Below are 22,707 nucleotides of genomic sequence, written 5' to 3'. Positions count from 1 at the left end.
AACACGCGCACATGCACATCATTTGCACAATTCCAAGCATACGTCGACACCCCCGCAAAATCAACCTCACGCCGATAACATCTCCTAATCGCCCATTAGCGCCTCACCTCCGGTGCCCTCGATTCGACTTCGTCTCGACGGGCTTAAGGCTGTGTGGCCCATCCTTTCACAGTCTCATCGTGAAAGGGTGGGGTATCGTTTGCGGCAGCAAACGACCGTTTTTCTCTTCGATCGGCGTCCATCTCTTTCACGACGATCACACTAACTAACAACGAAATATACTGACGCCATGCCCACGGGCCTCCGCCGTTATCACGACACCGGAGACCTCCACGCCATCAATGTGAACTGCTTCAGGAAACGCCCGATCTTTGGTACCCCAGAGCCGCGTGACACCTTCCTTCGCATTCTCGAAGAAACGAGGCGCAAGTACCAATTCCACGTGATCGGCTACGTGGTGATGCCCACACACGTCCATATCCTGGTTTCCGAACCACAAAACGCTCTGCTCTCGCTCGCTATGCAGGTGCTCAAACAGCGCTTCTCACGAACTCGTGTGCTCGAAAAAGATGTTTGGGAGCAGCGCTATTACGACTTCAACGTGTTCTCTTCACACAAGCTGGCAGAGAAGCTTGACTACATTCACATGAATCCGGTGACAGCGGGCCTTGTCAGGGCACCCGCCGACTGGCAATGGAGTAGTTACCGCGCCCACTTCCTCAGCGAGCCGGGTCCGGTCTCAGTAACTTCACTCTGACTCCATATCCACCTTCAATAGCAGTCCACCAACCCGGGTGGCCCATCCTTTCAAGGTCTCATCATGAAAGCGTGGGTCTCGCACCTCGGGGACCCGGGTGGCCCATCCTTTCACAGTTTCATCGTGAAAAGGTGGGGTATCGTTTGCGGTAGCAAACGACCGCTTCTCTTCGACCCGACGAACCACCTATCGCTACTCAATCCCGATCCAACCGTCGCACCACTGGCTCGACACACGCGATCACGTCTACGACATCATCGGAACAAACAACAGAGACATGCTGGAACGGCCCGGAGCCGGGGTGATCGTCCGAGACATAGCTCGTCTTGCGCGTGAGCTCTAGCAGATGCGACCACGAGAATCGACGGAAGAACTTGCCGCTGAACATCTCTGGCGCTTCCGGATAACGTCCGTAGCATTCGTTCTGCACCAGATAACTGACGCACTCGCGCCACGCAATTTCAAATCGGCGTGATTCACGCTGAGGCCTCATCGCCATCTCTGCTCGAATCCGCGCCGCCAATTCTGGCGTGAAGTCTCTCTCAGGATTTTCAGGCCCTGCCGCCGGCATCATCTCGTCAACGACAATTCGTAGTCCCCAAAACGGCACCTTTTCTAAGGAAGACAAGCTAAGAAGCCGACAATCGTCCATCTGTTCCGCAGTTGCAAGCGATTCAACGTCCATTCGTTTCGTCCAATCTCACCTACTTCCGATACCCCCGCCACACATACTCTAGCGCCTCCGGCAGCGTCTGCGCCTTCACCGCGCGATCGACGTGCCCTGCATTCTCGGCAAACACAAACTGATAGTGATATCCCTTCGCCGCCAGCACCTTCGCCATGTCTTCATTCGCCACCACCCAGTCATGCATGCCATCGCGCATCGCGTTCGGGTTCAGCAAATCCCTATCCCCAACCTCCATCCAAATCCGAATCGGCGTCTTCGCCGACTCGGGAATCAGCCGCTCATGAAACCCCCACGCCCCTCCTGGAGTCTCCGCATTCGGCGGCCACTGCTGATTCACAAACGTCCCCGAGTACGTCAGCACCCGGTGATACCACTCCGGGTGATACCACGCCATCTCCAGCGCGCACGACCCACCCGAGCTCCCGCCCATCGTCGCCCTTCCATCCGGGTCCTTCGTCAGCCGCACATGCGCCTCCCGCTCCACGCGCGGCAGCACCTCGTTCTCCACCCACTCCGCATACTTGCCGGACATCGTGTCGTACTCGAGCCCCCGCTCACTCCCCTGCGCATCCCCTCCACCGTTCTGGATCGACACCGCAATCATCACCGGCAGCTTCCTCTCCGCCAGCAGCGCATCGATCGCCGTAAACAGCATCCAGTCCGGCCCATCCGCTCCCACAATGAACGGCGCCACCGTCCCCGCCGCATACTCCTTCGGCACATACACCGTCACCTTGCGCGTCCACGGTGCCGGGTGGCTCGTCGTCACCACCAGCTTCGCCGGATCGTTCGGGTCTGGCGTGCCAAAGGTCCCTTTATCCCGCGCAATTCCCGGATAGAACTTGCTCTCCGCCGAGCTCATCGTGAACTCGATCACCTGCCCCCGCAGCTCGCCCCTCGGGTCCGAAACCTGCATTCCGGGGGCCGGCGCATGCGTCGGCCCGATGATGAAGTTCCCATCCTTATCCGGCGGCGGGACCTCCCCGTCTGGCAACTCCGTCGCCTTCACGAACCCAGGCGTGTGCGGGTCGCGCGTCGGCGGCGTCGGCCGAACATATGAAGTCGCCGGAGGGGCCGCCTGCCCAAACACCGGCAACCCGACGGCTGCAACCACTAACAACCCCAACATCTTCAGCAACATCCGCGCTCCTCTATCCATTCCGACCGCAGACACCTGTGAACTCTACCCCTTTGTTTTGAAGACTTTGCACGCCTTTCATTGTTCCGCGCATCTAGGTCCACCCTCAAGTCTTCTGTTTTGAAGATTTTGCGCGAAAAAGTACGGGGGGAGGGGGTACCCTCATCCCAGCCGCGACTCCGCCTCCTTGGTCGCCTCGTAAATCTGATCGAAGCTCTCAATCGCGTACAGCACCGGCTGCATCTTCGCCACATCCACCACCGTGTCCAGCACCTTCGCCAGGTCAAACTCCCGAATCTCCGGCCCGCCGTTGATTACGTGCGTGCACTCCCCATGCGATGAGATCAACCCACTCCCGTACACCTTGATCTCCCCTTCCTGCCGAATAACCCCGAACTCCACTGTGAACCAGAACAGCCGGCCCAGCCGCTCCAGGTCATCCTTCTTCGTCAATCCAGCGCACAGCTTCCCGTAGTGCTGCAGAAAGTCCGCAAACACCGGATGCGCATGCATCGGCACGTGCCCAAACACGTCGTGGAAGATGTCCGGCTCCGGCGTGTACTCCAGTGACTCCCGGCTGCGAATCCACGTCGTCGTCGGAAACATCCGCGCCGCCAGCATCTCGAAGAACGCACCCGCCGGCAGAAAACCGCTCACCGGCGTCGAGCTCCATCCCGTCCGTGGCCGCAGTCTCTTCGTCACCTCCGTCAGATTCGGCAGTTGGTCCTGCTGCAATCCAATCCGGCCAAACCCGTCCAGATATTCCGCGCACGCATGTTTCTCCAGCTGCGGCATCCTCCGCCCCACCAGCTCCGACCAGATCGCGTGCTGCTCCGGCGTATACGCTGCCCAATCCTGCTCGATCAAATACGGTTTGGCCTGCGTGAGCTCCGGCGCTGTTGTGGTCCCCATTTCCATCACTACCTCTTATCTCCTTAGACGCCTGCTGTCTCGCCGCCTGATAAATCCGCTCCGCGCGCCTCTCGCCCAAGCGAGGTCACCACGGCGATGAACACCGCACAGAACACTACCGTCCAGCCCAATACAGGCGCAAGTCGTCCTCCGAACACCCGTTGCGCCACCTCCGCCTGAAAGTGCCCGTTCCTGGAGGACCCCAGATTCCCCAACTGATAAGCCAATCCCGGAAGCACCGCCCTTACCGCCCCCGGCGACAGCTCGTTCAGGTGCACCGGAATCACCCCCCACGCCCCCTGCACCATCAATTGCATCAGAAACCCGCCGAGCGCCAGCATGGCCGCCGTGTGGCTCCAGATCCATAGCGGGATCACGGGCACAGCCAGCAATACCGCGAGAACGATCATCCGCCGCCGTCCGAATCTCTCCGAAAGCGTCCCGGCACAAATCCCGCCGACGAAGGCCCCCACGGTCCCAAGCATCGACACGAGCGAAGTCATCTGTACGCTCAGCCCTTTGTCGTGCTTCAGAAACGTGGGGTACAGGTCCTGCGTCCCGTGACTGAACGAGTTGAATCCAAACATGAGGAACGCCAGAAAACAGAACATTGGCAGCGACTTCCACAGCGCACGATAGCTCTCGCCCTGGTTCCTTGTCCGCCCCCGCTTCCACGCCGGCGATTCCTCCACTCCGACTGAGATGAACGCGGCAAGCGCCGCGGGAATTCCGCCCAGCAGAAACAACATCCGCCACTTCGTCATGAAGCCATGCGCATGCAGGTGCGGGTAGATCGAGCCATAAGCCGCGGCGGCGAGCAGATTTCCTGCCATGTAGCCTTCCTGCAGCAGCCCGGAGAAGAACCCTCGCACATCTGCCGGAATCGACTCCAGTGCCAGCGCCGCACCCACGCCCCACTCCCCGCCCATCGCCACGCCAAACAACGCGCGCATCACCAGGAAGCCCGTAAAGGTCGGCGCAAAGGCTGAACCTACCCCAAAGATCGAGAAGGTCAGCACGTTCAGTATCAGCGTAGGACGCCGGCCAATCTTCTCCGCCAGCAGACCGAACAGCAGCGCACCCACCGGCCGCATGCACAGCGTCCACGTGATGCTGTCTGCCGCCGTCGCGAGGCTGATGTGAAACGTGGCTGCGATTGAATCGAGGCAGAATGTCAGCAGGAAGAAATCGAACGCATCCAGCGACCAGCCGAGAAAGCAAGCCGAAAAGGTTCGCCACTGCGCGGGATTCAGGGATCGAAACGGCTTCAGAAACATCCTGGCGCGCAGCCCTCAGACTGAAGTTCAGACAAACAGTCTAGAGCTTCGCACGCAGTGGAACGCCGGGATCCACGTACGCCATCTCCGCCGCCGCCGTCTCCTGTTTCAGGATCTGGTGGTGTAGGCAGTAGAGCGCCAGTTCCAGGCGATCACTCACGCCCAGCTTGTCGTAGACCTTGCGCAGATAGTTCTTCACCACCTGCTCGGTCGTCCCAATCTGGTACGCGATCTCCTTGTTCCTCATGCCACGTGTAATGCAGGCAATGATTGCGAGTTCCTTGTCAGAGAGCCTTGGCTGTGTCCGCGGATTGGTCAGCGACGCTGCCTGCGCGCGGTACGCATCGATGACCCACGAGATCGACTGATTATCGATCCAGGTCTCGCCTGCGGCGATCTTGCGCACACACTTCACCAGAAGGTCCGGCGAGATCGACCGCGGAACAACGCCGCGCACACCGCGGCGATACAGTTCGACGGTGTTGCTCTCGTCGCTTTCAGATACCTGCACGATCAGCTTCGCGTTTGGCGCGCGGCGCACAAACTGCGGAATCGCGTCGACGGTGCCCGCGATGAGCTGCCCTTCGAGCAACACAACATCGGTCGGGAAGCGCTGCAGCGCTGCGTACAGATTCTCCAGCGTCTCCGCCTGCGCGACGACACGTATGTCGTCCTCCAGCGCAAACACCTTGCGCATTCCGACGCGGTAAATCGCCTGGGAGTCCGCCAGGATTACCCGGATTCCCGGCCCTGGATTCGCGGCTCCATTCTCAGGAGCTTTGGTTACTGTGTTTTTAGGTCCATCAGTGGTCATGGCGTTCAGCCCTTAGGGAGTACTTATCAATTACAGCCGCGGCGCGGCTGCGGCCCGCGGAAAAGTCATGTCGAACGATTCGTCCAACACAGTCCAGCAAAACATCCTCTGTCCCGCCCATAATGGCAGCCGGCATTTTTATCTGAAAACGCACCGTGCTGTCCAATGGAGGTACCTCGTCACTGACAAAAAGCAGCCCCGCCGAAGAGACGTCCTCCGTCACGGCATGATACTCGCGGTCCTCTGACGTGAGCGTCAGATCGAGCCGCAGCGGAAAACGCACCGCTGCACGAACCGGATCACTCGCGGGGGTACTCAGCGTCATATAAGTTCCTCTTACGGGTCAGTCTTTTGGCAGCACCGATTGTGGCACGATTGTACCCCGGCTGTACCCCGGTAGAACCATTACTAAGGTGCTGTTTTTGGGATCAGGCCCGCGGAACCCCCGACCCATGTCCGGTCCCGGTTATGGTCGACCCCCATCATCAGCCCGCGCCCCATGCGTACCAGGCTGATCAGCGGCGTCATCTTACCCCCGTCCGGCCATGCATACAGGATCCGGATCTCCGCCTGTGTCATCCCCTCCGGGGTGCAGATTACCGGCTCAAACTGCACCCGCTCCTGAAGCAGATAATTATGTCGTTCTCCGTCAGGAATGGCGGCCAGATCGTCGTCGCTGGGTGCGAACTGTATCCCCTTGCCCGCAAATGAATAAAGCGGCTTCAAAATCCATTGGCTGCGGTCGCGGGGCAGCCGCTCGCGGCCCTTCCCGGCAAACCAGTCGTCCAGGAACACCGCCGCCGGAACAGCCGGGTGCTTCAGATATGGAATCGAGAACTTGCTAATCCGGAAGTACCAGTTCGGGTGGCCCGCCCATTCGACGTCCAACTCCTCGCGGTAGTCGAACGGCAGCTTGATTCCCTTCCTGACCAGTTCGTCCACGATCGCGCGGTTATAAATCCGCTCAATCGGCACCAGCGCCCGATTCGCGCGGCGCTCGCCATCCGGTTTGTAGAACAGCCGCTTCCCCTCCTTCACTACCGTCGCGATATCGACGGTGCGAATGCCGAGCCGCTCCTCATGCACGCGAAAGTCCGGCAGCGTCTTCTGCCTCTCCGGCTCAATCTCCAGCAGAACCACATTCTCCGGGTCGCGCTGGCCGACGATCACCTCGCGCAGCACCGACCAGTACGCCGCTTCGTCCATTCCGCCAAGCAGATAGTGCAGCCCTTCATCGAGTTCGTACACCTCCTTGTAGGCCCGCGAGAGCACGGCCTGGTATCCGAAGACCGACGGAAACGCCTGCATCTCGACGAGCTTTGGTTCGAGCTCTCCGGCCGCACTCCGCGCCAGGCCGAAGTCGACGGTCATGAAGTGCGGGTGCGCGTTCTCGCCGGGAACGCGATACTCCGCTGGAATCGCTCGATCCGAATCGCGCATGTACTGTTCGTCGCCGAGCAGTTCGGCAGTCAGCTCCTCGCCGGTGCGCACCAGCTTCTCCATCAACTCCGGCGCAAAGAAGCACGGCGTTTCGGCGACGCGAAAGTCCACCTCGGTGCGCGTGCGCTCATTGAGCAGCCGCAGCAGTTGCGCATACTTGCCCAACGTGAACTGCTCATTGAATGCAGTGCGATACGGCTCGAGCATCTACTTTCCCTGACTTGCTGACTCGCTGACCCGCTGACTCGCTTCCCTAGGCCTCTAGGAGAAACTTTCCCGCGCTCATAATCTGCTCTTCATTCGTCCCATCGCCCAGCCAGATATTGAACTCGAGTCCCACAACATCGATGTGAGTCGTCGATTTCCACGGCGCGCCGGTGTGCGCTCCATACGGATCGCCGAACGCGATGTGAATGCCTGGGAATTTTTCATCCTGCAGGATGTTCCCAATCACGCGCGAGACGCCAATGTTCGTGCCGATCGCAAACTCTCCCACACGGTCCGAGTTCTCGTCGGTGTGCGTGTACTCCCAGAACGCCTGCTCGAGCTCCTTGTTCGTGCATTCCACGCTCGTGATGCGGTTGTGGCCCACGTGAATCGTCAGCGGTGTTTTGCGCAGGATGCCGAAACGCGCGCACAGAAAATCACCGACCACACCATCGACGACAAACACGCCGTTCACCTCGCCGGGCGCTGTGAAGCACTCGCCGCCGGGCAGATTGCCCCACTTCTCGGGGCTGATGATTCCGGACGTCTTGAACCACTTGTAGTTCGGCTCTAATTCAGCAAAGATGTTCGTCCCGGCGCCACTTGTAGCCCGCACGTACTTCGCTGCCCTCACCTTCTCAAGCACCTTCTGGCTGAGCCGATCGACCGCGTTGAAGTCCGCGCGCATGCCCTGCACCATCACCTCCGGCGTGATGTTCACCATGTGCGCGTGCCGCATCCTGCGGCGGTTCACCACGTCCGTCATCTGCATTCGGCTGCGCAGTTCGTTCGGCTGCACCAGCACGGCGAAGATCGACACCGCAGAGCTCTCCATGTCGTCGAGCACCGCCTTCGGCATCTCCTTCAGCGGCCGTTCGGCGAGCTCCTCCAGCACGAACGCGTTCCACCGGCAGCCGATCGCATCCAGCTCAACGGCAATCGACGCCGCAATCTCGCGCGTGGCCTCATCGGTGATGAGCGTGACCTTCTCGCTCGGTTGAATCCTGAGACACGTTGTCGCTGCGTTGCGCGCACCCGCGCGAAACTCCTCGGGAAAAGTCACGGTCCGCAAATCCGTGGCAGTTGTCTTCACAATTTCCAAATTCCATTCGCTCCTGAACGTTTTTACTAACGACTAACCACTTGCCTTAAAGTCCCGCTCGGGTCTCTTCCGCCATGTAATCAACGACCTTCTTCAAATCGCCCGTCTCTCTATAGACGCGCAACTGCCGGTCCGCGCCGGATCCATCGCGAATCATCTCGCGAATATGCTCGATCGCCGGCCTGGATTCCAGCTCATCCACAACATCATCGATAAACTCCAGATACTCCAATATCAGGTCGCACTCCGGAACCTCTTCCTCTTTTCCGAAGTCAATCAGCTTGCCCTCCAGCCCGTACCGCACCGCGCGAAACTTGTTCTCCATCAGTAGCGCGCGTGAGTACTGCCTGTAGTCCTGATTACGCTCGTGGAGCCGGCAGAGCTTTGCCGCCGTCGCCTGGATGAGCGCGGCAATCGCGACCGTCTCCTCGGCGCGCATCGGAATATCGCAGACGCGAACCTCCACGGTGTTGAAGAACGGATGCGGGCGCACATCCCACCAGATCTTCTTCGCGTTGTCGATGCAGTTGGTTTTGATCAGCAGGTTTACATAGTTCTCAAACTCAGAGTAGCTGCCGAAGCTGTCGGGAAGATTCGTGCGCGGGAAGTTCTCGAAGACCTTCGCCCGATAGCTCTTGTAGCCGGTCTCCATTCCCAGCCAGAACGGCGAATTCGTGCTCAGCGCCAAAATATGCGGCAAAAAATACCGCAGCGAATTCATGATTCGTATTGCCGCCTCGCGGTCCTCGATCCCGACATGCACGTGCAGGCCGAAGATGAGGTTCGCGCGCGCGACAAGCTGCAGATCTTCGACGACCTTGTCATACCGCGGGTCCGGATAGATCTCCTGCGCGCGCCAGTCGGCGAACGGATGAGTCGCACCGGCGACGAGCATGAGGCCGTTCTCTTCGGCAAGGTGAATCATGTTGCGCCGCAGGTCGTACAGGTCCTCGCGCGCCTCTTCGATGTTCCGGCAAACTCGCGTGCCGACCTCAATGACCGACTGATGCATCTCGGCCTTGACGCGCTCCTCAAGACGCAGCTTCCCCTTCGACAGCATCTCGGTCTTGATGTGCGACCGCAGATCGCGTGTCTCCGGATCGATTGTCTGGTACTCCTCCTCAATTCCCAGCGAAAACGTTGGCCGCATCCTGTCTCCTCGACCCTTCAACTTGCCACATGCAGTCGCATCTCTTACCGCTTGTTGGGCGGCAGCTGGGCCCGCCTCGTCTCGATCTGTGCGCCCTTCACATTGGCCGCCTTCAGATTTTCGGCATGCGCCTTCACCATATCCGGCTCATCCCGCTCCTGGCTCTTCGCCTCTGCACCCTTCACCTTTTTTGCCATTGTCTTCACCTCACGCTTTTCACTTGCGTTCTTTGCAATCGCGGCCCGCGTCGTCGATCCCGGCGTTTTCTTCGCGGCGGCTTTCTTTCCGCCCGTCTCCCATCCGCCCAAAAAGCTCGACCACTTCAACTCCTTCGGTGGCGCACCGGCAAGCTTCGCCTTCTCGACCGCGAGGTTCGCGACCTTGTCCACGATCCAGTCAAAGTTCTTCTGGCCGACCGAGTGCACATCGGCGTCCGGTGCAGGATTCATGAAATCGATGGCGTACGGCACGCCATCCTCAACCGCAAACTCGACCGTGTTCAGGTCATACCCCAGCGCCTGGCACAGCGTTCGCGCATCCTTCTCCACACGCGCCAGCAACTCCTTCGGATACTCCGGCGGGTCGAGCACGTAACGCTCATGGTGCGGACGGCGCGGATCGTAGGGCATGATGTGCACGTCTTTCTGCCCCACCACATAACAGCGGAAGTACTCGTTGAAGTTCACCGCGGCCTGCAGCGTCATGCAGAGGTCGCGCGTCGAGTCATACGCGCGGAAGAACTCATCCGGATTGTGCACGTGGTGCACATCGCGCCATCCGCCACCGTCATGCGGCTTCAGGAACGCGGGAAACTTTACGTAGTCGAAGATCGCCTCCCAGTTGAGCGGAAACTCAAGATTGCGCACCGACTGCACATTGATCTCCGGCGGAAACAGCTTGTGCGGCAGCAGCACTGTCCTCGGCACGGCCACTCCGAGCATCTTCGCCAGCGAGTAGTTAAAAAACTTATCGTCCGCCGACCACCAGAACGGATTGTTGATGATCTGCGTTCCGGTCAACGCCGCGTTCTTCAGGTACGCGCGATAGAACGGCATATCGTGCGAGATGCGGTCGACGATCACCGCATACCCGCTCGGGTCGGCTTCCTTCACACCACCCACCTGCACGAACTCCGCGCGGATGTCGTCAAGCTCCATCGAGTTGATGCGCTCCACCAGCGCTCCCGGAAACGTATTCTCCATCCCAAACAGCACGCCAATCTTCTTCACCGTTCCCGTCCTCCTCTACTCTCTACCCTCTACTGCCTGCCCTCTGTTCTTCACAGATACACCTGAACCATCCTCTGCCACCATGGCCAATCATGCCGCGCGTTATCGCCCCACACATCCAGCCGCACCGGAATGCCCTTTGCGCGCATCGCCGCCGCCAGCCTCTCATTGTCATTCCAGCACTGATCGTGCACTCCTGTCGCCAGCACATACGTGTGTCGGCGCATCTGGTCCAGATACGCGGGGTCGTTCAGATTCGGCAGATAGTCCAGCGGCAGATTGAAGTACACATCGTCGTCGTAATAGCTGCCCAGAAACCCCAGGCTCTTCAGGTCGAACGCGCCGCTCATCGACAGACAGCCCGTAAACACATCCGGATGCCGCAACGCTGTGTTCACCGCATGAAATCCGCCGAAGCTGCATCCCACGCCGACCAGGTGCGGCTGCCGGTTCTGGCTGCGCACAAACGGCACCACCTCCTGGACGATGTACTTGTCGTACTGGACCTGTCGCGCAATGCGCCATCGAGGCCCAACGTTGCGGTTGTACCAGCTCTCGGCGTCAAGCGAATCCACGCAGAACAGCTGCAGCTCGCCGCGCTCAAGCTGGCCCGCGACCGCCGCCACCATGCCGCGATCTTCAAACTCGTAGAAGCGTCCCTGCGAGGTCGGATACACGATCGCCGGCAGGCCGTCGTGGCCGAAGACCAGCATCTCCATGTCGCGTTCAAGATCCGAGGAGTACCACTTGTGATAATCGCGCCTCATCGTGCGGGCATTAACTCCGAGAACTGGCTCCGATTTTGATACCCTGAGGACGCATTTACGACCCCATCCCTGATCGCACTTTCGGAGAAGGACCGCCGCATCGATTTGACCCTTGAATCTCCTTCAGCCTCGCGCAACCTCTTCCCATCTGATGCGGAATCGCGGGCAGCCTCTGCAGGCTTCGCGCCCCTCAAACCCGCTCCTCGCGCCGACAACGCCCTCAGTCCCTCACACGAGCTCGATAACAATCCGCGTTACCTCGTTCTCAAGCAGTTTCACTCGCGCTTCCTGCCGGACGACCGCGACATCGAAGTCTACCTGCCGGAAGCCTACACGAACGACCCCACACGCAGATTTCCCGTGTTTTATCTTCACGACGGCCAAAATCTTTTTGATGGCCGCACATCCTACCTCGCCGACTGCACATGGAAGGCCCACACCACGGCTGACCGCCTCACCCGCGAAGGCCTCATCGAGCCGCTGATCCTCGTCGGCATCAATAACACCGGCATTCGCCGCATGGCGGAATACACACCCACTCCGGACATCCAGCATCGCGGAGGCGACGGTGATCGCTACGGCCGGCTGATCGTCGAAGAACTGAAGCCCTGCATCGACACCGCCTTTCGCACGCTGCCCGACGCAGCGCATACCGGGCTCGGCGGATCTTCGCTCGGCGGCCTCATCTCCCTCTATCTCGGCTTCACCTACCCCGAGGTCTTCTCCAAACTGGCCGTCATCTCGCCCAGCATCTGGTGGGACAATCGCGCGATCCTGCGAACGGTCTCCACGGGCCGTGTCCGTCCTGACCTGCGCATCTGGCTGGATATGGGTACCGCCGAAGGCCCTCGCCACGTCCGCGATACCGATCTTCTCTACCGGCGCCTGCTCGACCGCGGCTGGCGAGACAGGCCCGGCGCCCACGACCCGGACCTCCACTACGAGCACGTACCGAACGGCATTCACAATGAGGACGCCTGGGCCCGGCGATTCGATCGCGTGCTGCAGTTCCTTTTCCCGGCGCGGCGCGACTGAAGCGATTTGCGCAATCTTCAAAAATTCGCGATACTTAGGTGTTCGGACTCTTTGCGCCCGTACACCGTGTCGACCTATCTCCACGGCCAGCAGCGCGGCTCCTGAACCATTTTCTTGAGAGTTTTTTTTGAGAGGACCTTTCCAGTGTTGATGATTCGTCTGGCGCGCGTTGGCGCCCGCAAGCAGCCGCACTACCGCGTCGTTGTTATCGAGAAGGACCGCGCCCGCAACGGCCGTTCCATCGAGGTGGTGGGCACCTACAATCCGCGCACGAATCCGGCGAGCGTAAACCTGAAGCGCGATCGCATCGAGTATTGGACCGCCAAGGGAGCGCAACTGTCCGAGACCGTTGGCAAGCTGCTGGCAAAGCATCAGCCGGCCGCTGAGACGACAGCCGCCTAAGTAATCCACATCGGGAATCCGGTTGTAATCGGTTATATTACCGAAGTACAACCCAAAGACTTCGGTTGGTCCCCTTTGGCATATCGTAGACTTCCTCTGAAGCCGCTCGTCTATGGAGTATCGGATTCTGGCTCATCCGGGCCCTTAGTCTAAATAGAATTTCTTGCTGCCTGGTCGCATTTCGTCGTAGTCGCATTCCCCTCCGGGACCTCTTCCACGGAAAGAAGAAGGCTCTGGCGATGAGGACACCTGTGCGAGCTTTGAGGTGGAGTGGTGACAGACAATTTTGAATCTTCAGATCCGGTTTCCGAGATACGCACTCTCGTTACTGAGATCGCCCAGGCCCTGGTCGATGACCCCGCAGCCGTTAAGGTTGAAGCGATCGTCGAACAGGACACAGCTGTGCTCCGGCTTGAGGTTGCGCCCGCTGATGTGGGCAAGGTCATCGGAAAGCAGGGCCGAACCGCCCGCTCTCTCAGGACCATCCTCGGCGCCGCCAGCATGAAGCACAGAAGGCGCTTTGCGCTGGACATCGTCGAAGCCGACGACCGTCCTGCCGACAACGACGAGAACGAGTAGCTCGGCGCAACCACAGCACACCCAGCGAAGGTTCCCCTTTGACAGAGAACGTGCCCTCGCCTGCATCGCAGGCCAGCGCTGCCAGCTGGACTCCGGCCGCGCGCTTGCTTCGCCCGCAGGGGCGTCGCGGAGAGCTGCTCGCCGAACCGCTCAGCGACCTGCCCGGACTGTTCGAGCCCGGCCGCTCCGTCTCTATCGCTGCTGCCGGCCCGGCTCCTGCGATCGACACCACCATCGAATCGCAGTGGTCGCCGACCGGGCGAAACGCCGGCCGCATCGTGCTCAAACTGGCCGGCATTGACAGCATCTCCGCCGCTGAGCTCCTGGCCGGCCGCGAGCTTCTCGTGCCCTCCGCCGACCTCCCTCCGCTCGATCCAGATACGTGGTTCGTTCGCGACCTTCTCGGCTGCCAGCTCTTCGACGGCAGCACGCTTATAGGCGAGATCACCGGCGTCGAATACCCCATGGCCCCGGACGGCCGGACACGGCTTTCGGACGCCGCCCCGCTCCTTGAAGTAACGGGGGCTGAGGATGCCCGAGGTAATTCCACAGAGTCGTCTTCCGATACCCTCGGTCACGCGGAACCTGCACTGATTCCATTCATCAAGGCTTGGCTCGATTCCGTCGACCTGGAGCAGAGGCGCGTGGTCATGCACCTCCCACCGGGTCTGGTTGACTCCGGCGACTGAACACTCCGGCGACCGCCCCTGCGTCTAGACTCGAAGCTACGCACGCATGCGCTTCGACCTGATCACGCTCTTCCCCGGCTTCTTCGAAAGCACACTCCGCTACGGCATCCTCGAGCGCGCGCTCCGCTCCGGCCTCGCTTCGGTCCACACCCACGACCTCCGCAACTGGACCCACGACCGCCATCGCACCGTGGACGACCGCCCCTTCGGCGGCGGTGAGGGCATGGTCCTCAAGCCCCAGCCCATCTTCGAATGCGCCGAATCCCTTGCCGTTACGCCGAAACCCGCACGCGACACCGCCCGCGAGTCCGTGATCCTGCTCTCGGCGCAGGGCAAACGCTTCACCCAAACCACCGCTCGCCGCCTCGCCACGCTCGAGCGCATCGTCCTGATTTGCGGCCGCTATGAAGGCGTCGACGAGCGCGTCTCCGAGCTGCTCTGCGACGAAGAGCTATCCATCGGAGACTTCGTCCTCTCCGGCGGCGAGCTTGGCGCGGCAGTCATCATCGACGCCACCGTCCGGCTGCTCCCTGGCGTCCTCGGTCACGAAGACTCCACCGTCTACGAAAGCTTCGGTCTCGGCGACGATTCCCCCGCCGAAAACAAAACACCCGACGGCGTTCCCCGCTCCACCCACGGCGCCGGGGGGCTGCTCGACTATCCGCACTACACGCGGCCGGCCGACTTCCGCGGCGTCGCCGTTCCCGAAATCCTCTCCAGCGGTGACCACTCCGCCATCCGCCGCTGGCGCCGCCAGGCCGCACTCGCCAAGACCTTCGCGAACCGGCCCGATCTACTCGCCGACGCAAACCTCTCCGACGACGATCGCGAATATCTGGCCAGCCTCGATGTGAAGCTCCCCTGAAGTTAAACTCGTCTCTCCTATATGCTCTTTGCGAACTACAAAGGAGGATCCATGTCTCACTGGAAAAGTTTGGCCTTCTCAGTTGTGGCGGCAGCACTGCTTCTCTGTGCTCGCCCGTCCACTGCGCAGGTTGTCGTCGGCATTGGCGCTCCACCCATCTGCCCTTATGGCTATTTCGATTACCCACCCTACGACTGCGCGCCTTACGGCTACTACGGCCCGGACTGGTTTCTCGGTGGCGTTTTCATCGGCGCCGGACCATGGTTCCATGGCCCGCACGGCTTCTACGGTCACGTGGATAACCGCTACGATCCTCGTCACGGATACCACGGCCCCATGCCGTCCCGCGGAGCAGAGCCGTTCAACCACTTCCAGCCCAATGAAGCTCGCGATGGCCGCGGCAACGTCGGCAACGCAAATCATGCCCCCACCAACGAACGCCAGCCGGGCTTCTCCGGCCGTGGAGCTCCCGGTGGAGGTGGCGGTCACCAGGGCGGCGGTCGACCCCGCTAATCCCACTCCAGATCGCGCCGGCGGCGGCCACATTCCGCCGCTGGCGCCGTGTTCTGTTCATCGCAGCTGCTTCCCGCGAACTCATCACTTCCGTTATTTCAGGAGTACAATTCCTCGCATGAGGGGCCTGGCAGCAGCAGCGCTTGCATTTGCAGTCGCGCTCCCAGTTGCTGCGCAACGCGGCGGCGGACACGCCAGCTTCTCCGGCCGCAGCGCCCCGGCCGCCCGATCCGCACCGGCCTTTCACAGCAGTTTTGCTCCGCGCCCGTCATTTGGTTATTCCAGCGGTCCAATGACACGCCCGCCCATGGCTTATGCTCCACGGGTTTATGCACCACGCGTCGCGACACCAGGCGTTCGTTATCCCGTCGCTGCCCCCGCCGTCCGTCCGACGTTTTACCACCACGGCAACCTCACGGCGGGGCGCAACTTCACCTTCCGCGGATATCCGCATCCCTACTACGGCGCCCTCTATCCCGGTGTGATCTATCTTTCCTACGGCGGCTTGTACGACGACTGGGACGACAGCTACTTCAATAACCCGCAGCCGCTTGAGCCCGATTACAGCTACGCCTACTCGCAACCGGACTACAGCTACCAAGCTCAGCCCGATTACACTTATCCGCAGCCTGCTCCCGAGCCCGATTCCAGCTACGCCTATCCCCAGCCAGGGCCAGTGAGCCCTTACATCTATCCCTACGCGCCTGGCTACGCACCGCAGCCTGCTCCCGCGCCGCAGATGCAGTACGTTCCGGGCTCATCGGACACCGTTACGCTCGTCTTCAAGGACGGCCGCCCACCCGAGCAGATCCAGAACTATCTGGCCACTCGCTCCACGCTGACGATTCTAGACAACAATCGCCGCCGCGAGGTCGCGCTCAGTGATCTCGATATTCCCGCAACCATCAAGGCGAACCGCGAAACCGGCGTGGACTTCGAGCTTCCCGCCGCCGTCCGGTAGCATCCCCGCTGCACCGTATCCTGTGCACGTCCTGCCCTAAACCCTGACAAAACCGTGGTACACTGAATCCTGCGACTTCAAGCAAGGAAAGCATCAATGGCAATCCATCCGATTATGCAGAAGCTGGCCGACAAGCTCCAGCGCACAGATCTCCCTGACTTCGGCCCCGGCGACCAGGTTCGCGTCCAGGTACGCATCAAGGAAGGCGAAAAAGAGCGTCTTCAGGCGTTCGAAGGCATGGTCATCGCCTGCCGCAAGGGTCCCCAGGGGAGCTTCACCGTTCGCAAGATGAGCTTCGGCCAGGGCGTCGAGCGCATCTTCCCCTACAACTCCAAAGTCGTCGACAAGGTCGAGAAGATCCGCTCCTACCAGGTGCGCCGCTCCAAGCTCTTCTACCTCCGCGGTCTGCGTGGCAAGGCTGCCCGTCTCCGCGAGGTTGAACGGACTGCCTAAGACGTCATCCTGTACACAATTGCAAACACAAAGAGCCGCCAGCGAATGGCGGCTCCTTTCGTTTGCACTATGAGGCAGCGGACCCTGCCCTGGTGCGCGAAGCTGCTCAGGGTCCTACCCGAGACCTTAGGCAAACCGTCCTTGGCGTGACGAACTGTCATCAGCAGCTTCATAAAGGTGTGCTCCCTGCTGATGTCAAAGCAAGAGACTCACCAGACGCCATATTTCAAGCGCGCGATTTGGAAGCCTTCGGCCAAGTAGCACACCTCACGCCACTTGCTGTCACAGAACGCGTGCCATAGCTCCGGTCTTATCCATCACCGGAGTGCCTTACAGGCGTAACGTGACCATGAAAAGCCCTTCCACTTTGCTGGAAGGGCTTTTCATTTTCCTTGGACGGATCTGGTTGTCAGTTCTTCGCCGCGTCTCCCGCCGTGGCGGCATCCTTCGCAATCGGGTTCGCACTCGAAGCCGTCTGCGTTGCGGCCTTGATCGGCACACAAGGCTGCGCCGGAGCCGTCTGCCCCGGCAGAACCGGCGGCGCGGGCTTGCGCATCTGCCCAGCCGGGCACGGGCTCAGAAGCTGGGTCGGCAGCAGGTCCGCCGGCGGCGGCGGAGCGTCATCGTCCGCCAGCTTGGTGTTCGCCCTCGCTCCCGGCCACTGATACGGCGCCTTTCGCACCGTCCCATATCCCATCACCGGGAAGCGCGATGGCAGCGTGAACTGACGGTCCATCATCACGTACGCCGACTCAGGCTTCTTCCCCAGCAGATTCTTGTCGGACGCCAACTGCAGCGTGTGCTCGCCGATCGTCACCGTCAGCGTGTTGTTCGTGAACGCATTCTTCTGCTCCACAGCTCCCGGAAACGGCTCATTCGAGATCACCGCCACCCCGATCCCCGGCGCGTAAAGGTAGATGTACTTCAGGTCGGAGATTTCATAATTCAGCGCTGCCTTGCCGGTCATGCCGTCCACCGTCAGCGTGCCGCGCGCCACCGACACCGGAACCTTCTTCGGCTCTTTTTCCTTCTGTACCTTGATCTTCTTGCCGTGTTCGTCGTAGCCCAGGTCGTTCTTCGTCTGGAAGACGGGCTTGCCGTTCTCGTCGAACAACGGGTGGCCTTTCTTATCGCGCTGCTGCTTCACCGGCGCGTTCCACATCGGCTTGCCGTCCGGGTCCAGCCGCTGCATTCCCTGCTCGTCCAGCATCGGCGTAGGCGGCAGTTCCACAATCGTGTTCGGCCCCGTATAGGTGTCCTTCTTGCTCTTCTTGGACTTCGCCTCCGGCACATCGCGCACCTTTAACGGCGGAACATCCGCCGCGGCACTTGCCGCCGGTGCAGCTTCAGCGGCCGGCGCCGGCGCCGATGCAGCCGAGGTGTTCGCCGCCAACTGCTGCTGCTCCGCCGCTGGCCCCGAGACAGTCTGCGTCTGTGCGTTCGCCTGCCATCCCACCAACACGATCGCGCCCGCTAATATAAGGAGTTTCCGCATCGCCTGCCCTCCAAAAATCCTGAGCTTTCGTCACATAAAGCTCGCCGAAGCCAGCCTACGGCACCCCGATGGCGTCCGATTTGGCGCATTTAGGGGAGGTCACGTGACCCACTGGTGGAATGCCCTGTGGAAACCTCGTCCCCAATCGCCGCCGCGGATACACGCCGCCCGCGCCGCATCCGCTAAACTTGAAGCCGGCACGCCCCATGTCGACGCTCTTCCGCATTCCCGAAGTCCAAGGCGTCACCAAAGCCACCGCCAAGCAGCAGATGCTCAAGCAGCTCGTCTGCACCAATGCGCCCGAGCAGGCCCTCCGCTACCACGGCTTCCGCACCATCGCCGGCGTCGACGAGGTCGGCCGCGGCGCACTCTTCGGTCCCGTCGTCGCCGCCGCCGTCATCCTCCCCGAGAAGGTCGGCATCCTCGCCCGCATGGGCCTCAAAGATTCCAAGCAGCTCGACCGCGCCGCCCGCGAAAAACTCGACCGAAAGATCCGCAAGATGGCCCTCGCCATCGGCATCGTCGCCATCGACGCCGAGACCATCGACCGCATCAACATCTACCAGGCCTCGCGCCTCGCCATGCGCCTCGCCGTCGAGCAACTCCCCGTCACACCCGACCACCTCATCATCGACGCCCTCCGCATCGACTACCCCTGCCCGCAAACCAAGCTCTACTACGGCGACGCGCTCTGCCTCTCCATCGCGGCCGCCTCCGTCGTCGCCAAGGTCTACCGCGACGCGCTCTGCCGCGAGCTCGACGCGCAGTTCCCGCAGTACGGCCTCGCCAGCCACAAGGGCTACGCCACACCCGAGCACCGCGCAGCCCTCAAGGAGCACGGCCCCTGCCCGCTGCACCGCCGCAGCTTCGCTCCCGTCCTCGCCGCCGATCCCGAAGCCGCCCTCGACGCCCAGCTCGATCTCGACGAAATGTTCGATGAACTCCCACCCGAAGAACTCGCCGCCGACGAACTCGCAATCCCGGAACCAGCAGTCACTACCGACTCCACTGCTCTGTCATCCTGAGCGAAGCAACTCACGAAAGTGAGTTGCGAAGTCGAAGGACCCCGAGACCATTCGAGTCAGCACGACCGTCCGGCCCTTTCTGCCACGGACCCTCTAACCACCTCGCCAGCCAAATCAGGCACAATCGCTTCATGCCCCTTCGCCTCCTCTGCATCTGCGCGCACCCCGACGACGAATGCTTCGGCTTCGGCGGCGCGCTCGCGCTCTACGCCTCACGCGGAGTCGAAGTCTCCGTCCTCTGCCTCACCGACGGCCAGGCCGCTACCAATCGCGGCGACGCCTCCTCGAACAAAGAGCTCGGCCAAACCCGCCGCGCCGAGTTTGAAGCCTCCTGCAAGGTCCTCGGCGTCCACCACTACGAAATCCTCGACTACCACGACGCTCAGCTCGAGCACGAAGTCTTTTCCAAGCTCGCCGGCGCGCTCGTCGCGCATATCCGCCGCCTCCGCCCGCACGTCATCATCACCTTCGGCGGCGAAGGCGCGCTCAACACCCATCCCGACCACACCACCATCTCGGCCGCCACCACCGCCGCCTTCCACTGGTCCGGCTCGCACAAGCGCTACATCACCGTCGGCGATCTCTGGCAGCCGCAGCGCCTCTACTACCTCACCAGCAACTTCATGCTTCCTGACCGGCAGCCTCCGCTCCTCGCGCCCTGGACCCACACGCTCGACATCAGCTCCGTCTTCGACAAAAAGAAGGAAGCCTTCGAGCAGCACAAGTCCCAGGCGCCGCTGATGGCCCTCGCATATCCGCTGTTTGAAAAGCACGGCCCTGAGGAGCGCTACACCCTCGCCGCCGCGGTCACGCCACAACCCACGCGCCAGAGCACCGACCTCTTCGAAGGCGTCGCCGATCAGCCTTAGATCGCAGGTCTACAATCGCTGCGTGCCTGCACGATCCAATGCACGAACAGTGGCCCCGGGCCGCTCCTTCGCTCAGGTCGTGTTCCCGTGCTTGCTGCTGCTCACGGCTATGCTCGTCGGCGCCGCGGTCGACGATGCTGCAAGCCTGCACGGTCCCGGCACCCGCCTGCTTTGGCTCAACCTCGTACTCATCACCATCTACGCTGCGGCCGTGCTCTGGGCTTCGACTCAACGCAGCGCAGCTTGGAACCGCGTCTTCCATGTCGGCGCGAAGCTGGGCCTCCTGCTCGCCGCTGTTCTGGTCGCCAATGACGTCGTCGAGCTCTTCATCCCGGTCCGCCCCTTCGCGCTGATCATCGCTCCCGTCTTCCTCGCCATCGCCATCCTCGCAGCCACCGGCTCCGCCACGTGGGCTGACACACATTCAACTCCGCACGCGATCTTCGCCGGCGTTTGTTGCGTCGTCGTCGCCATGCCGCTCTTCCTTTGTTCCGCTGTCTGCCTGCATCTTGTCTTTGCCGCTCGTGCGGAGCTGCCACTGCAGCAGCCCTTCGCCGCCAGCGGCATGCACGATGCACACGCCTTCCTCGTCCAGAACATTCTGCAGTCCGCGTCAGAGGCTCTGCTGCGCTTTCCGCTCTTCGCCGTTTTTCTCTCCCTCGCCGGCGTTCTGTCCGCAAAAATCAGTTCCATCTCGCCACGTGTTCGAAATACTGTGGCATGGCTTGCCCTCCCGCTGTTCGTCGCAGGTGCAGTCGCGCTCAACCATGCCAACGTACTGCCACGCGATCAGCGTCCGCCCTTCGTCCTTACTGGCATTGTCCTCGCCGCAGTTGCGCTCTCCAGCATTCAGACACTGTGGTCTGCCCTGCGCGGCGACGTCGCCGAACACTGAAACCGCGAATCGCAGCGCAAGAATCCAAAAGCCAAAACCAGCTCAGCGCGTCACCACCCTTCAACACCCTGCGCGTACACTTGTCCGCACCATGCGACCGCGGCTCGTTCTGGCTCTCCTTCTGGTCTGCCTCTCCACTCCTCTACTCGCCCAAACGCCGGACGAACCCACGAACGACGCGCCTGCAACTCAACCTTCGCAAATCAAGCCTCCCGTGCAGCCGCCCGCCACTGCCGCCATCACCGGAACCGTCTACTGCAACGACACCCATCGTCCCGCGCGCGGCGCCATGGTCATGGCCCAGGGCATCCCGAAGAAGGGCCGCCCCGACGTAAATCTCAGCACCTCGATGTCTCGCGTCGGCCTCGACGGCACCTATACACTCCCGCATCTTCGTCCCGGCGACTACACCGTCATCGCTCTCCTGCCCGGCTACCTCTCGCCCTTCGATGACCTCCAGATCGACCAGGCGAGCGGCCCCAACGAAGACGAGATGCGCCAGCGCCTCGTCCAGAACGGCGTCGTCTCCGTGCGCGACAACGAGACCGCGCACATGGATGTCTCGCTCGAGCGTGGCGCCAGCATCAGCGGACGTGTCCTCTATTCCGACGGCTCGCCCGCAACGCAGATCCTGCTCAACGTCGAAGACATCCACGCGAAGTCCCCGACAAAAAAGCCCGATCCCAACACACCCGACATCAACGCCGGCGCTCTCGTTCGCGGCTTCTTTCTCCACCAGAGCCAGGGCACCGACGACCAGGGCAACTTCCGCATCTCCGGCATCAAGTCAGGAACATATCGCATAGCAGCCATCGAACCCGCTGGGAATCTCTCCGATGGCGACGGAGACGGCTTCGGCATGATCTTCGGTATGGTTGGTAACCCGCGGTCTATTCGTATCTACAGCGGCGACACGCTCCACAAAAACAATGCGAAGACCTACGAGCTCCGTGCGGGAGATGACGTCACCGGAGTTGAGATCACCATCCCTGTCTTCGCCTTTCACCGCGTCCAGGGTCAGCTCACAACACTGGACGGCACTCCTATCTTTGCCGGCGCTCTCACGCTCACCGATACCTCCGATGACTCGTTCGTCCTCCACTCCGCGCCGGGCCGCGATGGAACCTTCGCCTTTCCCGAGGTACCTTCAGGAACCTACAACCTGTCCGTCACCGGAGCGATGAACGGAACTCTTCCCTCTCAGTACCCTGAGAACGCTCCGATCGATGCCGCCGCTCTTCAGAACTCCCACATATTCGCGGACAAAACCACAACCGTCCTCGTCAAAGACACCGACATCACCGATCTCACCGTTCAACTGCAGATCGCGCAGCCCACACCCAATCAGTCCTCGAACACCGCACCAGCCGCCAACCCCTCGCCCGAAAACAACCACTAGGAGTCTCTCGCAGCTCGTGCGCGCCGCCACACTTTGGGAGGGCGAC

At 61.3% G+C, this 22,707-nt stretch carries 25 protein-coding genes; 13 read left to right on the top strand and 12 right to left on the bottom strand.

The window, feature by feature from the left end:
* Positions 1-289: 289 nt before the first annotated feature.
* Positions 290-757, top strand: coding sequence for a transposase (locus VGU25_05015; protein HEV2576551.1), 468 nt, complete (start codon positions 290-292; stop codon positions 755-757).
* A 196-nt stretch (positions 758-953) separates the two neighbouring features.
* On the opposite strand, the gene VGU25_05010 is transcribed toward VGU25_05015, so the two are convergent.
* The 11 genes from VGU25_05010 to VGU25_04960 form a co-directional block, all read right to left on the bottom strand.
* On the bottom strand, positions 954-1,442 hold the full coding sequence (locus tag VGU25_05010) for a hypothetical protein (protein HEV2576550.1): 489 nt from the start codon (positions 1,440-1,442) through the stop codon (positions 954-956).
* A gap of 19 nt (positions 1,443-1,461) precedes the next feature.
* Positions 1,462-2,586, bottom strand: coding sequence for an alpha/beta hydrolase-fold protein (locus VGU25_05005; GenBank protein HEV2576549.1), 1,125 nt, complete (start codon positions 2,584-2,586; stop codon positions 1,462-1,464).
* A 159-nt stretch (positions 2,587-2,745) separates the two neighbouring features.
* The gene (locus tag VGU25_05000) at positions 2,746-3,495 is read right to left on the bottom strand and encodes a phenylalanine 4-monooxygenase (GenBank protein HEV2576548.1); all 750 of its coding nucleotides are present in this window, start codon (positions 3,493-3,495) and stop codon (positions 2,746-2,748) included.
* Between the two features lie 23 nt (positions 3,496-3,518).
* Complete coding sequence (locus tag VGU25_04995) at positions 3,519-4,772, bottom strand: MFS transporter (protein ID HEV2576547.1); 1,254 nt, start codon at positions 4,770-4,772, stop codon at positions 3,519-3,521.
* Between the two features lie 40 nt (positions 4,773-4,812).
* Positions 4,813-5,586, bottom strand: a complete 774-nt coding sequence (locus VGU25_04990; GenBank protein ID HEV2576546.1) for a response regulator transcription factor — start codon at positions 5,584-5,586, stop codon at positions 4,813-4,815.
* Complete coding sequence (locus VGU25_04985) at positions 5,576-5,911, bottom strand: PilZ domain-containing protein (GenBank protein HEV2576545.1); 336 nt, start codon at positions 5,909-5,911, stop codon at positions 5,576-5,578. Before VGU25_04985 ends, VGU25_04990 begins: the two co-directional genes overlap by 11 nt.
* An 83-nt stretch (positions 5,912-5,994) precedes the next feature.
* On the bottom strand, positions 5,995-7,233 hold the full coding sequence (locus VGU25_04980) for a hypothetical protein (GenBank protein HEV2576544.1): 1,239 nt from the start codon (positions 7,231-7,233) through the stop codon (positions 5,995-5,997).
* Positions 7,234-7,279: 46 nt separating this feature from the next.
* Positions 7,280-8,326, bottom strand: a complete 1,047-nt coding sequence (locus VGU25_04975) for an aminopeptidase (protein HEV2576543.1) — start codon at positions 8,324-8,326, stop codon at positions 7,280-7,282.
* A gap of 55 nt (positions 8,327-8,381) precedes the next feature.
* On the bottom strand, positions 8,382-9,485 hold the full coding sequence (locus tag VGU25_04970; GenBank protein ID HEV2576542.1) for a carboxylate-amine ligase: 1,104 nt from the start codon (positions 9,483-9,485) through the stop codon (positions 8,382-8,384).
* Positions 9,486-9,529: 44 nt separating this feature from the next.
* Positions 9,530-10,714 (bottom strand): hypothetical protein, encoded by a 1,185-nt coding sequence (locus VGU25_04965; protein ID HEV2576541.1) that lies wholly within the window; start codon positions 10,712-10,714, stop codon positions 9,530-9,532.
* A 50-nt stretch (positions 10,715-10,764) separates the two neighbouring features.
* Complete coding sequence (locus tag VGU25_04960; GenBank protein HEV2576540.1) at positions 10,765-11,481, bottom strand: alpha/beta hydrolase-fold protein; 717 nt, start codon at positions 11,479-11,481, stop codon at positions 10,765-10,767.
* Between the two features lie 105 nt (positions 11,482-11,586).
* Between VGU25_04960 and VGU25_04955 the strand changes: the two genes are divergently transcribed.
* The 8 genes from VGU25_04955 (at position 11,587) to rplS (ending at position 16,978) form a co-directional block, all read left to right on the top strand.
* Positions 11,587-12,516, top strand: a complete 930-nt coding sequence (locus VGU25_04955; protein ID HEV2576539.1) for an alpha/beta hydrolase-fold protein — start codon at positions 11,587-11,589, stop codon at positions 12,514-12,516.
* Positions 12,517-12,666: 150 nt separating this feature from the next.
* The gene (gene rpsP / locus VGU25_04950) at positions 12,667-12,918 is read left to right on the top strand and encodes a 30S ribosomal protein S16 (protein ID HEV2576538.1); all 252 of its coding nucleotides are present in this window, start codon (positions 12,667-12,669) and stop codon (positions 12,916-12,918) included.
* A 273-nt stretch (positions 12,919-13,191) separates the two neighbouring features.
* The gene (locus VGU25_04945) at positions 13,192-13,497 is read left to right on the top strand and encodes a KH domain-containing protein (GenBank protein HEV2576537.1); all 306 of its coding nucleotides are present in this window, start codon (positions 13,192-13,194) and stop codon (positions 13,495-13,497) included.
* Positions 13,498-13,535: 38 nt separating this feature from the next.
* Positions 13,536-14,186, top strand: a complete 651-nt coding sequence (locus VGU25_04940) for a 16S rRNA processing protein RimM (GenBank protein HEV2576536.1) — start codon at positions 13,536-13,538, stop codon at positions 14,184-14,186.
* Positions 14,187-14,232: 46 nt separating this feature from the next.
* The gene (trmD, locus tag VGU25_04935) at positions 14,233-15,051 is read left to right on the top strand and encodes a tRNA (guanosine(37)-N1)-methyltransferase TrmD (protein ID HEV2576535.1); all 819 of its coding nucleotides are present in this window, start codon (positions 14,233-14,235) and stop codon (positions 15,049-15,051) included.
* A gap of 51 nt (positions 15,052-15,102) precedes the next feature.
* Positions 15,103-15,564 (top strand): hypothetical protein, encoded by a 462-nt coding sequence (locus VGU25_04930; GenBank protein HEV2576534.1) that lies wholly within the window; start codon positions 15,103-15,105, stop codon positions 15,562-15,564.
* A 118-nt stretch (positions 15,565-15,682) separates the two neighbouring features.
* Entirely contained in the window at positions 15,683-16,525 is an 843-nt protein-coding gene (locus VGU25_04925) for a hypothetical protein (GenBank protein ID HEV2576533.1), read from the top strand.
* A 102-nt stretch (positions 16,526-16,627) separates the two neighbouring features.
* Positions 16,628-16,978, top strand: coding sequence for a 50S ribosomal protein L19 (rplS, locus tag VGU25_04920; protein ID HEV2576532.1), 351 nt, complete (start codon positions 16,628-16,630; stop codon positions 16,976-16,978).
* Positions 16,979-17,387: 409 nt separating this feature from the next.
* Here the strand turns inward: rplS and VGU25_04915 are convergent, their stop codons facing one another.
* Complete coding sequence (locus VGU25_04915; GenBank protein ID HEV2576531.1) at positions 17,388-18,473, bottom strand: hypothetical protein; 1,086 nt, start codon at positions 18,471-18,473, stop codon at positions 17,388-17,390.
* Positions 18,474-18,679: 206 nt separating this feature from the next.
* Here VGU25_04915 and VGU25_04910 point away from each other — a divergent pair, with 206 nt between their 5' ends.
* The 4 genes from VGU25_04910 to VGU25_04895 all read left to right on the top strand — a co-directional run bounded on the left by VGU25_04910 (position 18,680) and on the right by VGU25_04895 (position 22,661).
* Positions 18,680-19,498 carry a ribonuclease HII gene (locus VGU25_04910; protein HEV2576530.1) on the top strand — a complete coding sequence of 273 codons (819 nt, stop codon included), beginning with the start codon at positions 18,680-18,682 and terminating at the stop codon, positions 19,496-19,498.
* A gap of 131 nt (positions 19,499-19,629) precedes the next feature.
* On the top strand, positions 19,630-20,367 hold the full coding sequence (locus tag VGU25_04905; protein ID HEV2576529.1) for a PIG-L deacetylase family protein: 738 nt from the start codon (positions 19,630-19,632) through the stop codon (positions 20,365-20,367).
* Positions 20,368-20,389: 22 nt separating this feature from the next.
* Positions 20,390-21,262, top strand: a complete 873-nt coding sequence (locus VGU25_04900) for a hypothetical protein (protein ID HEV2576528.1) — start codon at positions 20,390-20,392, stop codon at positions 21,260-21,262.
* A 91-nt stretch (positions 21,263-21,353) separates the two neighbouring features.
* On the top strand, positions 21,354-22,661 hold the full coding sequence (locus tag VGU25_04895) for a hypothetical protein (GenBank protein HEV2576527.1): 1,308 nt from the start codon (positions 21,354-21,356) through the stop codon (positions 22,659-22,661).
* Positions 22,662-22,707 lie beyond the last annotated feature (46 nt).

This window comes from Acidobacteriaceae bacterium, from assembly GCA_035944135.1.
Lineage (GTDB): Bacteria > Acidobacteriota > Terriglobia > Terriglobales > Acidobacteriaceae > Granulicella.
The sequence above is the reverse complement of the archived record's forward strand: the minus strand, read 5'-3'. Positions and strand labels throughout refer to the sequence as shown.